10 protein-coding genes and 1 tRNA gene are annotated in these 12,946 nt (G+C 61.9%); 2 read left to right on the forward strand and 9 right to left on the reverse strand.

Features of this window, described 5'->3' with window-relative positions; all coding sequences use genetic code 11:
- Positions 1-32 precede the first annotated feature (32 nt).
- From ARUE_RS03935 to ARUE_RS03950, 4 genes are all read right to left on the reverse strand, one after another.
- Positions 33-848: an ATP-binding cassette domain-containing protein gene (locus ARUE_RS03935; protein WP_011773572.1), complete on the reverse strand. Its 816-nt coding sequence runs from the start codon at positions 846-848 to the stop codon at positions 33-35.
- Positions 845-2,956, reverse strand: coding sequence for a dipeptide/oligopeptide/nickel ABC transporter permease/ATP-binding protein (locus ARUE_RS03940; RefSeq protein ID WP_014920804.1), 2,112 nt, complete (start codon positions 2,954-2,956; stop codon positions 845-847). The genes ARUE_RS03935 and ARUE_RS03940 overlap by 4 nt, the downstream gene beginning before the upstream one ends.
- 3 nt (positions 2,957-2,959) lie before the next feature.
- Complete coding sequence (locus ARUE_RS03945; RefSeq protein ID WP_011773574.1) at positions 2,960-3,916, reverse strand: ABC transporter permease; 957 nt, start codon at positions 3,914-3,916, stop codon at positions 2,960-2,962.
- A gap of 101 nt (positions 3,917-4,017) precedes the next feature.
- Positions 4,018-5,655 carry an ABC transporter substrate-binding protein gene (locus ARUE_RS03950; protein ID WP_014920806.1) on the reverse strand — a complete coding sequence of 546 codons (1,638 nt, stop codon included), beginning with the start codon at positions 5,653-5,655 and terminating at the stop codon, positions 4,018-4,020.
- A gap of 323 nt (positions 5,656-5,978) precedes the next feature.
- Between ARUE_RS03950 and ARUE_RS03955 the strand changes: the two genes are divergently transcribed.
- Entirely contained in the window at positions 5,979-6,707 is a 729-nt protein-coding gene (locus tag ARUE_RS03955; protein WP_011773576.1) for a FadR/GntR family transcriptional regulator, read from the forward strand.
- Positions 6,708-6,845: 138 nt separating this feature from the next.
- Here ARUE_RS03955 and ARUE_RS03960 read toward each other — a convergent pair.
- A tRNA-Arg gene (locus ARUE_RS03960) sits at positions 6,846-6,919 on the reverse strand.
- Between the two features lie 284 nt (positions 6,920-7,203).
- On the opposite strand from ARUE_RS03960, the gene ARUE_RS03965 reads away from it, so the two are divergent.
- Positions 7,204-9,030, forward strand: a complete 1,827-nt coding sequence (locus tag ARUE_RS03965; protein WP_011773577.1) for a phosphoenolpyruvate carboxykinase (GTP) — start codon at positions 7,204-7,206, stop codon at positions 9,028-9,030.
- Positions 9,031-9,119: 89 nt separating this feature from the next.
- Here the strand turns inward: ARUE_RS03965 and ARUE_RS03970 are convergent, their stop codons facing one another.
- The 4 genes from ARUE_RS03970 to ARUE_RS03985 all read right to left on the reverse strand — a co-directional run bounded on the left by ARUE_RS03970 (position 9,120) and on the right by ARUE_RS03985 (position 12,836).
- The gene (locus ARUE_RS03970; RefSeq protein ID WP_011773578.1) at positions 9,120-10,277 is read right to left on the reverse strand and encodes a globin domain-containing protein; all 1,158 of its coding nucleotides are present in this window, start codon (positions 10,275-10,277) and stop codon (positions 9,120-9,122) included.
- A 185-nt stretch (positions 10,278-10,462) separates the two neighbouring features.
- Entirely contained in the window at positions 10,463-10,933 is a 471-nt protein-coding gene (locus ARUE_RS03975) for an RrF2 family transcriptional regulator (protein ID WP_011773579.1), read from the reverse strand.
- Positions 10,934-10,955: 22 nt separating this feature from the next.
- The gene (locus tag ARUE_RS03980; RefSeq protein WP_014920807.1) at positions 10,956-11,405 is read right to left on the reverse strand and encodes a hypothetical protein; all 450 of its coding nucleotides are present in this window, start codon (positions 11,403-11,405) and stop codon (positions 10,956-10,958) included.
- Positions 11,406-11,417: 12 nt separating this feature from the next.
- Positions 11,418-12,836, reverse strand: a complete 1,419-nt coding sequence (locus ARUE_RS03985; protein ID WP_011773581.1) for a phosphomannomutase/phosphoglucomutase — start codon at positions 12,834-12,836, stop codon at positions 11,418-11,420.
- Between the last annotated feature and the right edge of the window lie 110 nt (positions 12,837-12,946).

Genomic DNA, 12,946 nt, shown 5'->3' on the forward strand with positions numbered 1-12,946 from the left:
TCTCCGTTGTTTGTAGCTTGTGAAGGGAAAAACTAGATGTGAAGCAGGCTCGGCGCGGCGCCCAGGAGCTTCTTGGTGTAGTCGTTGCTCGGGTTGTCGAAGACTTGCGCGGCTGAGCCTTGCTCAACGATCTTGCCGAAGTACATGACGCAGATCCGATCCGAAACGTAGCGGACGGTCTGGATGTCGTGCGAGATGAACACCATGCCCAGGTTCAGCTGGGTCTTTAGATCGGACAGCAGGTTCAGGACCTGCGCCCGGACGGAAACGTCCAAGGCCGACGTCGGCTCGTCCGCCACGATGATGTCCGGGTCCAGAGCCAGTGCACGGGCGATGGCCACGCGCTGGCGCTGCCCGCCGGAAACCTGCGACGGCGTCACTTCGGCTGCCGATTGCGGCAAGCCGACCAGCGCCAACAGTTCCTTGACCTTGGCGGCTCGGGAGGCCGCGTTGCCGATGCCGTGGATCTGCAGCGGATCCGTGAGGATGTCCTGGATGGTCATGCGCGGGTTCAGTGCGGTTGCCGGATCCTGGAAGACCACGGAGACGGAGCGACCAAACTGCTTGCGCATGGCAGCGTTCCGCTTGATGGCGGGCTTTCCGTGGAACAAGACCTTGCCCGACGTCGGCGGCTGGAGTCCCACGAGCACTGACGCGAGTGTGGACTTGCCGCAGCCGGACTCACCGACGATGCCCACGGTTTCGCCGCGGCTGATGGTGAAGTCCACGCCGTCCACGGCTTTGACGATGTTCGGCCGGAACAAGCCGCCGGTCCGTGCATGGTGATAGACCTTGACGTCCTTGAGTTCGATGACCGGCTTGGAGCCTTGCTGTGTTGACTGGCTCATTTCGCGTCCTCCTTCAGGTGGCTCGCCCAGAAGTGGTCGGCATCGTCGCCGTTCGCCGAAGCAACGGTGGTGAGGACCAGCTTCTGGTGGGGATCGGCGCCGGGCCTCAACGAGCGGGCCGCGAAGCGGTCGCCCGTAGCGAAGTCGCGAGGCGACGGGACCGTGCCGGGAATCTGGTGCAGGCGGACGGCGTCGGCCTCGATGGAGAGGACCGCGCCCAGCAGGCCCCGGGTGTACTCGTGCTTGGGGTTCTGCAGGAGTTCGGATGCCTGTGCGGATTCCACCACCTGGCCGGCGTACATCACCGTGATGCGGTGTGCCAAGGATGCCACCAAGGCAAGGTCGTGGCTGACGAAGACCATGGCGAAGCCCAGCTGCTCGCGGAGTTCGTTGAGCAGGTCCACAACCTGCTTCTGGACAGTGACATCCAGGGCAGTAGTGGGTTCATCGGCAACAACAATCTTGGGCGAGCGGGACAAAGCCATGGCAATCAGCACGCGCTGGCGTTGGCCGCCGGAAAGCTCGTGCGGGTAGCTGGCGAGGGTCCGGACCGGGTCCAGTTTCACCATTTCCAGAAGCTCTGCCGGCGTCTTGCGGCCACCACGCTTGGTGAGCTGCTCCATCTGGTCCTTGATTTTCATGGACGGGTTCAGGGAGCTCAGGGCGTCCTGGTACACCATGGCAATCTGCTCGCCGCGGAGACCCTCGTAGGCCTTGGGGTTGCTGTGCTTGGTGTTGGCATCCAGGAGTTCCTTGCCATCGAACTTGATGGAGCCGGTGACCTGGGCTGTTTTGGGCAGCAGCCCCATGACGGCCAGCGAGGTGATGGACTTGCCGCAACCGGATTCGCCTACCAAGCCCATGGTTTCGCCTTCGCGGACCGTGAACGTGACGTTGTCCACGATCGCGATGTCGCCGAAGCGGCCCGGGAAACGGATGGACAGGTTTTTCACTTCAAGCACGTTGCGGGCTTCGGGAGAAACCTGCGGGAGTCGGTCCGTGCGCTTCGCTTCAATGGCTGCCAGCAGTTCCAACTCGCGGTCCAGCAGGAGATGCGGGTTGGCGGCGGCCAGCTTCACATCGGTCAGCACGGCTGAAGCGCCCACATCAGACGTGACGTCACCAACGGAAGCCGCGCGGACGCCGTCGAGCTCGTGTTCCTCCACCACGGAGGGCTGGGCCACAGATGTGGCAACTTCGGTGTCCACGGCGACAACTGCAGCGGAACCGTCGTCGTCCTTCACTACCGGCGCGCGCCGCAGCTTCGGATTGACCATGGCGTCGGTGAGGCCTTCGGCCAGGATGTTCAAGGACAGCACGGTCAGCAGAATGGTCACACCGGCGAAGGTGGTGGCCCACCAGCCGCCGGACAGGACCAGGTTGCGGCCGTAGGAAATGACGTTGCCCCATGACGGTGCAGGGTCCTGAACGCCAGCGCCCAGGAAGGAGAGGGAGGCTTCGAGGATGATGGCGTCGGCCACCATGACCGTGGCGAACACCAGCACGGGCGCGGCAGTGTTGCGGACAATGTGCTTGACCAGGATGTAGAAGCGGCCGGCACCGATCACGCGCTCGGCGCGGACGTAGTCTTCGCCGTACTGGGCCAGCACGTTGGCGCGGACGACGCGGGCCAGTTGCGGGGTGTAGATGATGGCGATCGCGATGATGATGGTGGGCACCGAGTTACCGAACGCGGCCAACAGCACGGCCGCCAGCGCGATGCCGGGGAATGCCATGAGGATGTCCATGAGCCGCATGATGATCTCGTTCACGGACTTGCTGGAGGTGGCCGCGAAGGAACCGAGGAGTGCACCGGCAAGGATGGCCAGGGCAACCGCTCCGAGGCCGATCATCAGCGACGACTGTGCACCGAAGAGGAGACGCGAGAAGATGTCACGGCCCAAGCGGTCGGTGCCGAAGAAGTGCTCTGCACCCGGCGGGGTGGCTGGAATGAACGTCTCCAGAGGATCGTGCGGTGCAATGACCGGGGCGAAAATGGCCGCCAGGACAATCACGATGAGGAAGAGCAGGGCGATACGGGAGCCCCAGGGCAGGGCTTTGAAACGAATGCCCGGGGCACTTAGCCGTTCTGCGAGCTTGCTGCGCATGAGCTATACCGTCCTGATTCGGGGGTTGATGAGCAGGTAGAGAAGGTCCACCACGATGTTCACCAGAACGAAGGTGACAGAGATGGTGAGCACCACGCCCTGGACCAGGTTGACGTCCAGGTTGGTGATGCCGTTGAGGATCAGTTGTCCCATACCGGGCAGGGCGAAGATCATTTCAATCACGACGGCGCCGCCCAGCAAGTAGCCGACGCGCAGTCCCAGCACGGTCACCGGGGTGACGAGGGCGTTGCGGAGGACGTTCTTGGAGACCACCTCGCGGTAGGGGACACCGTTGCCGATGGCTGTACGGACGTAGTCGCGGTCCAGTTCTTCCACCATCGACGTACGGACCACTCGGATCAGCGACGCTGACACAGGGATGCCGAGCGCCAAAGCCGGGAGGGCCATCGAGTTGAGCCAACCGCCGAAACCGGATTCCGGCGTCGCAATTCCGCCTGAGGGGAACATCGGGTTGGCACCGAGAGCGAACCACTGGATGAGGAGGATGCCCAGCCAAAACGACGGCGTGGCGATCGCGGCGATGGAGAAGACTCGGACCAGCTGGTCCTGCCATTTATCGCGGTACAGGGCGCCGAGGATGCCGAACGCGAGCGAGAGCACTATCGCGATAAGCACGCCCAGGAAGGTGAGCTGCAGCGTCAGGGGGAACGCCGAGCCGATCATGGAAGCCACCGATTTGGCCGGCGGGGTGGTGACGCCGAGGTCGAACTGCAGGAGCTTGCCGAGGAATCGGAAGTACTGCAGGACCAGGGAATCGTTGAGGCCATTTTCCTGGCGGTACTGCTGTTTCGCTTCTTCGCTGGCACCGTCGCCGAGGGCGGAGCTGGCCTGGTCGCCGGGGGCGGCCTGCAGAACGAGGAAGACGAGCAACGTGATGCCCAGGATCATCAATGGCAATGCTGCAAGCCTGCGGCCAAGCAGACGCAATATCGTGACCAATTTATTCTCCGGTTGGTTGGGTGCTGCTGGTTGTGGGGCCTGCTCTGCGGGCTATTTGGGGGATTTAGGCCGCAGAGCAGGCCTCACAACTCGAAGGGTGCTTAGGCAGTTCGTCCGACGTCGATGAACGACAGGCCGGTGGTGGGCAGGGGCTGGAAACCGTTGAGTTTCTTCTCGTCCCAGGCACTGGGGAGTTGGCGGTGGAAGACCGGGTACAGGGGAACTTCGTCTGAGACCATGTCCACGATTTCGCCCACGATCTTCTTGGCCTCGTCACCGGAAGCCTGCGAGCCCTTGTTCATGAGTTCCTGCAGCTTGGTGCGCTCCGGCGTGGTCCAGAAGGCACGCTTGTCCATCCAGGTCGCACCCGAGTAGAACCAGCTCAAAAGGAGGTCCGCGTCGTTACCGAAAACGGAGGGATCGCCGGGGGCAGCAACCACGGAGAAATCACCCTTGCCCACGCGGTCGCTGTACAAGGCGCCGGACTGGAGGCTCTTGACGGTGACCTTGACGCCGGGGATCTTGTTCCAGGATTCGAGGATCAGCGGTGCAACATCCTTGACCCAGGCGGTGTCCGTGGTGAGGAGTTCGAATTCGAGGCTGGTGACGCCTGCCTGCTTTAGCAGCTCCTCGGCTTTGGAGGTATCGAAGCCGTAGACATTCTTGGCCTTGACGTAGTCCGGGTGGCCTTCCTGGAAGTAGGACGTGGCAGCCTTGGCGTTGCCGAACAGGGCCTTCTTAATGATGGCTTCCTTGTCCATGCCGTAATGCAGGGCTTGGCGGACCAGCTTGTTGTCGAACGGGGCCTTGGCGCAGTTGAACATGAGGAACAGCAGGCCGAACGACTGGACGGATTCAACCTTGACCTTGGACTTCAGGCCGTCAACGTCCAGGTAGGGAACGTCTTCGATGGCTTGGACGCGGCCGGACTGGACTGCGGTAACACGGGCTGCTGCGTCGGACAGCAGCAGCCAGGTCATACCCTTGGCCAGTGCAGGCTTGGGGCCGTTGTAATCGGCGAAAGCTTCAAAAACGATCTTGTCGTCCTTGACCGCTGAGACGAGCTTGTAGGGGCCGGAGCCGACGGGCGCGGCGTCGAAGGCCTTCAGATCGGTGGCGAGTGCCTTCGGAACGATCTTCACCACGGAGATGCGTGGCCCGAAGCCCGGGAAGGCGTACTTCAGGGTGAACTCCACCGTCTTCGCGTCCAGAGGCTTGACGTCCTGGATGAAGGGAATGAACTGGGAGAACAGGGACTTGTTCGCCGGATCCATCACCCGGGTGAAGGAGAAAGCGACGTCTTCGGTGGTGACGGGGGAGCCGTCATGGAACTTCGCACCTTCGCGGATGGTCACCTGGTAGGTGGTGTCGTTGACCTTCTTGGGGTCCGACGCTGCGAGGGCGTTGTAAGGCTGGCGGGTTGCCGGGTGGAGTTCAAGGAGGCCCTCGAAGATGTGCAGGTTGGCTGCCATCGGTGTGGCGCCGGACGAGCTCAGGGGATCGAAGCCGGTGGACAGGGCGTAGGAAATGCCTGCCTCGATGATGAGGTCCTTGTTGACGGCCGCCGTGTTGGTGGTGGCGCCCGTGGTGGTGCTGGCAGCGCCGCCGCACGCAGAGAGGCTTGCCGTGAAGGCGGCTGCTGCACCAACTGCGCCGCTTAGCTTCAGGAAGTTCCGGCGGCTGGCGTCGTTGACCAGCGGCAGGCTGTGGATCGTCTTGCTCATAGGGTGCCTCACCATTCGCGTTTCGTGGGTTATCGGATGTAGGACGTCCGATGCTCGTATGGAAACTGTAAGGGCGGTCACAACGGAACGTCAAGTGAGAATTGGCGCCTGGGTCTCTGCCGCGCGCCTGGCGGTTTGCCGGCTGCGGCCGGTCCTGGTGGGAAATCTCAGGGAATTCCCGTACATAGCTATGACGGAGGTGGGACATCCGATATTGTATGTTGCGTGCCACTCGTTCTTGGGTGGGCACTAAGCTCGCCTCAATATTAACACCGCACTTGTTTCCAACGCTGGCTTTAGCCGGTGGCGGGGGGAGGTGCATCGGCAAGGAGAAAGCCATGACAACTTCCGGTGTAGTTCCGCAGGCGCGGTTCAGTGCACAGGCCCGGCTGCGTGCATTGCAGTCGGACATTATGGAATTGATCCTTGAGCGTGAGCTGGAGGCCGGCGATCCATTGCCCACGGAGAGTGAGCTCTCTGTCGCCTTGGGCGTGGGGCGCAATACGCTCCGTGAATCCCTCAAGGTGCTTCAGGCGCTGGGCGTCATAGAGATCCGGCACGGGTTCGGCATGTTCGTGGCACCTAGCAACTTCGACGCCCTCGCGGACGGACTTACGTTCCGTGGCAGGCTCTCCCTGCGTCACCAAGGACTTGAAGCCTTGCAATTGGTGGATGTCCGCCAGGCGTTGGAGTCCGGACTGATTGGCTCCTCCATTGACGTCATGACCAAGGAGCAACTCACCTCCATCGAAGAAGCCGTGAAGCAGATGGAAGAGCTGGCCGCCGAGGGCGAGAACTTCGTTGCCGCCGATGCCGAGTTCCACCGCCGACTCTTCGAACCCCTGAACAACGAACTCCTGATCAACCTCATGGGGGTCTTCTGGAAGGTCTACCGGAAGATTCATGTGGAGATCGGCCCAGGCAACGAGGATCTGGCAAAAACCGCCGCCATGCACCGCAACATCTATGCTGCCGTTGCCGCCGGCGACAAAGTTTCTGCCTCGGAGTTGCTCAACCGACACTTCGACGGCATCCGGCGCCGCATCGGCGAGGCCGTGGGGGACTGAGCCTCCGCGCCTAACGCAAGGGCCGCCGTCGTACTTCTATGAAAAGTACGACGGCGGCCCTTGCGTTTGCGGGGTGGCTCACCTCATCCGCGCAAAACAAAAGACCCGCACCGGCGAACCGGTGCGGGTCTTGATCTGTGCGCCCAAAGGGATTCGAACCCCTGACCTTCTGTTCCGTAGACAGACGCTCTATCCAGCTGAGCTATGGGCGCATTTCGTGTGATTCTCGGCGGTCTGTTTCTCTGACCCCCTCGAACCTCAATAAACTTTACAGAAGTTCATGTGAAGTTCCAAATCGAAAAGCTGTAATCTACGCAACTAGACCGGTCTACGTGACCTTCGTCACTTAAAATGAGCTTTGTCGATCCCGAATCCTTGATTTCTAGCGGTTTTCCCTCCACGCCTCTTTGGATGTCCGATGTCTGACAGCGGATTGGTCTGGTCCGCGGCCCCTATCGTTTAGGACACACCACTGAACCCGAGGAAGGGAACCGCAATGGGCGATCTGGCGCGACTGCCGCTGCTTGAGAAGGCACCTACTACGCATGCACGCCTGCTGGCCTGGGTTGAGGAAGTTGCCGAGCTGACTCAGCCGGACCGCATCCACTGGGTTGATGGCAGCGAAGCAGAAAACAAGAAGCTCACCGACGAACTCGTCGAAGCCGGCACGCTGAAGCGACTGAACCCGGAAACGTTCCCGAATTCCTTCGCGGCGTTCTCCGACCCCGCAGACGTTGCCCGTGTGGAAGAGCAGACCTTCATCTGCTCCGAAAACGAGCGCGACGCAGGCTTCACCAACAACTGGATGGCCCCGGCCGAGATGAAGCAGAAGCTGCGCGGACTATTCGCCGGCTCCATGCGCGGCCGCACCATGTACGTCATTCCGTTCGTCATGGGCCACCTGGATGCCGAGGATCCCAAGTTTGGCGTCGAGATCACCGACTCCGCCTACGTTGTCGCCTCCATGCGCATCATGGCCCGCATCGGCACTGACGTCCTGGATCGCATCACGCAGACTGACGCTTTCTTCGTACCGGCCCTCCACTCACTGGGCGCACCTCTGGAAGCCGGCCAGGCCGACGTCGCATGGCCGTGCAACACCGACAAGTGGATTGTGCACTTCCCCGAAGAGCGCTCCATCTGGTCCTTCGGCTCCGGCTACGGCGGAAACGCCCTCCTTGGAAAGAAGTGCTACGCGCTGCGCATCGCTTCGGTGATGGCCCGTGACGAAGGCTGGCTGGCCGAGCACATGCTCATCCTCAAGCTGACCTCCCCCGAGCAGAAGACCTACTACATCTCCGCCGCTTTCCCGTCCGCTTGCGGCAAGACCAACCTCGCGTTGCTCGACCCCACCATCAAGGGCTGGAAGGTTGAGACCCTGGGTGATGACATCACCTGGATGCGCTTCGGCAAGGAAGGCGAGCTCCGCGCCGTCAACCCCGAGGCCGGCCTGTTCGGCGTCGCTCCCGGCACCGGCTGGGGCACCAACCCCAACGCCATGCGTGCCATCGCGAAGGGCAACAGCATCTTCACCAACGTCGCCCTGACCGACGACGGTGGCGTCTGGTGGGAAGGCATGACCGAGGAAACTCCGGCACACCTGACCGACTGGCGCGGCGAGTCCTGGACTCCGGACTCTGACGCCCCGGCCGCGCACCCGAACTCCCGCTTCTGCACTCCGATCGACCAGATCGACATGCTGGCCGAAGAGTACTTCAGCCCGGAAGGCGTGGAACTGTCCGCGATCCTGTTCGGCGGCCGCCGCAAGACCACCATCCCGCTGGTCACTGAGGCTCGCAACTGGTCCAACGGCATCTTCATGGGCTCCACGCTGTCCTCCGAAACCACGGCTGCTGCCGCCGGTGCCGTTGGCGTCGTCCGTCGCGACCCCATGGCCATGCTGCCGTTCATCGGCTACGACGCAGGTGACTACCTGAACCACTGGGTGAACCTGTCCGCCAAGGCCAACCCGGAGCGTCTGCCCAAGATCTTCCTGGTCAACTGGTTCCGTCGCACGGCTGAAGGCGGCTTCGCCTGGCCTGGCTTCGGCGACAACGCCCGTGTGCTCAAGTGGGCCATCGAGCGCCTCGAAGGCAAGGCCGACGCCGTGGAGACCCCGATCGGTTTTGTACCGACCGGCGAATCCATCGACCTCGAAGGCCTGGACATGACCCCGGCTGAGGTTGAGTCGGCTGTTCGCGTTGACCCTGCCGAGTGGGCAACCGAGCTGGCGTCCATCGAGGAATGGTTCGCCAACTTCGGCGAATCCCTCCCGGCGGCACTTCAGTCCGAGCTGGACGGTCTCAAGACCCGTCTGGGCTAGACCTCTTAGGAACAACGGCGTTCTTAAGTGAACGACGACGGCCCGTCACCTTTCGATTGAAAGGTGACGGGCCGCCGTCGTGCTGCGCCTTAGTTGGCGAGCCACACGTCCGGACCAAAGACTTCGTAGTGGATGCGGGTAGCCGGAATGCCGGCATCGATGGCTTCGTCGCGGATCTTTTTCATGAAGGGGAGAGGGCCGCACAGATAGAGCGAGGCATCTGCGGGCATGTCGACTTCGCGCAGCGACATGAAGCCTTCCTTGGAACCTTGTTGGGGACTTTCAAGCCATAACTGCAGCTCGGCATCGATTTTGGCGGCGTCTGCAGTCATCTGGTCACTGAGTGCCCAGTTTTCCATGGTCTTTTCGGCATGAAGAACCATGACCTGCCGATCGGTGCCCGTCGCCGCGAGCGACCGCAGGATGGACGCCGTTGGAGTGCAACCGATACCCGCGGAGGCCAGGATGACGGGACCAGCGCCTTCCCTGAGGGTGATTTCGCCGTAGGGGTTTGAGATCTCGAGGATGTGGCCGGGTTCGACGCCGGCGTGCAGGGCGGTGGACACCTCGCCGCCGTCGTTGAGCTTGGTGGTGAACACGCGGCTGCTGCCTGCTGTGCCGGAAAGCGAATACTGGCGCACCTGGCGTAGTCCGTCGGGAAGTTGGACCTTGACGCTGACGAACTGACCGGGTTTTGCCGCCGTTACCGGGGTGTCGTCCGCCGGTTCCAAGGTGAATGTCATGGCATCCGTGCCTGCCGGCTCCTTGTTCACCACACGCCAGGGCATCCACATTCTGTGGTTTGCCTGGGATGCGTAGAGGTCCTTTTCAAGCTTGATCAGGGCATCTGCCATGAGCCAGTAGACCTCTGTCCATGCTTCGGCGATCTCCGGAGTGATGACCTCGGCCAAGTCCGCCGCGATGGCTGCGAAGAGATGCTCGTAGACCACTCCGTACTGATCCTCCGTGATCCCGAGGGACGCGTGCTTGTGGGCAATGCGGGAGAGTACTTTTTCGGGGAGGGTGTCCGGGTTGTTGATCAGGTGGGTCGCGAAGGCCGCGATACTCCCGGCGAGTGCCCGCTGCTGATCTCCTGAGCGTTGGTTGGAACGGCTGAAGAGTCCATCGAGCAATTCAGGATGCGCGGCGAAGAGCCGATTGTAGAAGTCGACGGTGATCGCGCTGATCCGTGACCCAACCAAAGGCAGGGTGGCTTCGACGATGGGGCGGGACTTTTCCGAGAGCATGGTTCTCCTGGGTGTAGGGGCCGGTTTGCCCGGCCGCATATATAAGCATTGAGAATGCGTATATTTATATTCCAATTTCTACACCGCGTAGAAGACTTCTGCAAACCGGGGAGGTGCAAACCGGAAAGGTGCGTAAACCGGAAAAGGCTGGCGCTCGTTCGGCGCATTGCTGGTGCCCGTGATGGCTACGACAGCGTGGCGGGGGTCCTGAACTCCGGCTTGAGCCCGATGGATTGGAACACCGGGATCATCTGGCGTGCATGGGGGAGGGAAGAGATCACCACGGTATCGAGCTCGCGGTAGAAAGCTTCCCTGGCCTTATTCATCGCGTGACGCAGTCCGCACTCATTGATGAGGGGGCAGGCCTTCGTGGGCGATTGGCACTCCGCTGGATCCTGCCGGCTGTCGAGATGCCGCAGGAGCTCACCAACGGTAGCCTTTCTTCCGGCTTCATTGAGCCGGGAACCGCCAAGCCGTCCGCGTTCGACGTCGATAAATCCGAGGGCTCGCAGGCGGACCATCGCCTTGCTGACATGGTTGTACGGCGTCCCCACAGCATCGGCCACCGCTTGTGTTGTCAGCAGTGTGCCTTCGGGAGCCGCGGCCAGCACCATGATGGCGCGGAGACTGACATCTGCGAAGGCGTTGATTTTCATGGGATCAGCTTACGGATTAGGTCTAGTCCACCCAGATGGATGGTTCGTGGGTATCAGGTTCCATGGCGCTAAAGGCGAATCCGTCCACTGTGGGCGTGTACGGAATAATGGCCGCACGGACTTCGCCATCCCTGTGCTCGGCTGCACCATGAATGCCGTCAGAACCATGGTCCGGCAGATTGACGTCGCTCACAACTGCTACAGCCTTAAAATCATCGCGGCCTTGGCGCAGCAGGTCATGGATGTCGGTCAACATCTGTCCTGCATCCACTTCGCCATTCTCGTCCGGCTCGCCCGGGGCAATCATCACTATGCGTAGTTCACCATCGTTGGACAGTGTGACTCCGAACGGGAAGAAGCCGCCGTTCTGCTGGATGTGCTCCTGCGCGGTCCCGAGTGCAGTGCCCAGTGTCTCGCGGAGTTCGCGGTCCTGGACTGATTCGGGGGCATCGGTGGAGGCGGTTTCGCTCATGCCAGCCAGTCCCTACGCCCGGACCAGCGCCAGGACGCGGTCGCGGATCTTTTCCATGGTGGCTTGGTCCTTGGCTTCTGCATTCAGGCGAAGGAAGGGCTCAGTGTTGGACGGGCGAAGGTTGAACCACCAGCTACCGTCCTTTGCTGTGAACGTGCTGCCGTCCATGTGGTCGATGTCGATGTCTTCGGTTTCGAAGTCGACGCGAACGCGCTCGACGGCGCCGGCCTTGTCTTCGATTTCGGAGTTGATCTCGCCGGAGGAGACGTAGGGCTCGTACTGGCGGCCCAGCTCCGAGAGAGGTCCGTCCTGCTCACCCAAGGCGGCAAGGACGTGCATTGCGGCAAGCATGCCCGTATCCGCGTTCCAGAAATCCCGGAAATAGAAGTGCGCCGAGTGCTCCCCGCCGAACACGGCGCCTTCCTCCGCCATGACAGCCTTGATGAAGGAGTGTCCTACGCGGGTACGGACGGCACGGCCGCCGTCCTTGGCTACGAGCTCTGGCACGGCCTTGGAGGTGAGGAGGTTGTGGATGATGACGGGGGTCTCTTCCCCTGCGGCCTGGGCCCGGGCGATCTCACGCCGGGCCACCATGCCCGTGATCGCTGACGGGGAAACGGGCTCGCCCTTTTCGTCGATGACAAAGCAGCGGTCCGCGTCGCCGTCGAACGCGAGGCCAATGTCGGCGCCGTGCTTGATGACAGCGGCCTGCAGGTCGCGCAGGTTTTCCGGCTCCAGAGGGTTGGCCGGGTGGTTGGGAAATGAACCGTCCAGTTCAAAGTAGAGCGGGATGATTTCAAAGGGCAGAGCCGGGAGCAATTTGTCGCCCAAGACAGCCGGGGTGGTCAAACCAGCCATGCCGTTCCCTGCATCCACCACGATCTTCAGCGGGCGGGACCCGGACAGGTCCACCAGTTTGCGCAAGTATTCGGAGTAGTCCTTCAGGACGTCGTGCACGCCAATCTCGCCGCGAGTGACCGCCGCAGGGATGGTGCCGGTGTTCAGGTACTGCTCAGCGAGGGCTTGGATTTCCTTGAGCCCACTCTCGGAAGAGATGGGCTGAGCGCCGGCCTTTGCCATCTTGATGCCGTTGTAGGCGGCCGGATTGTGGCTTGCCGTGAACGTGGCACCGGCAGCGTTGAGGGCGCCACATGCGTAGTAGAGCTCGTCGGTAGAGATGAGGTCGAGCAGTTGGACGTTCGCTCCGCGCGTTGCTGCACCGTTGGCAAAGGCGCGGCTGAACTCCGGCGATGAGGGACGCATGTCGCCGCCAACAAGGACCGTTTCGCCCTCGAGTCCCAAGACATCGATGAAGGCAGCGCCTACGGCCTCGACGATTTCAGCCGTGATGGACTCACCCACGATGCCCCGGACGTCGTACGCCTTGAAGGAAGCCGAGAGGTCGAATGTCTTGTTCTGCTCGATAGTCACGGGCTCAATCCTACTGTGGCAACGCAGTTGGGGTTGAACCTGAAGAGATGACCTGTGGATAGTGGTTGTCCACATAGCAGGACGGCCCGGTTCTGGCTGTCAGGGTCGGC

Source organism: Arthrobacter sp. Rue61a (assembly GCF_000294695.2).
Taxonomy (GTDB): Bacteria; Actinomycetota; Actinomycetes; order Actinomycetales; family Micrococcaceae; genus Arthrobacter; species Arthrobacter aurescens_A.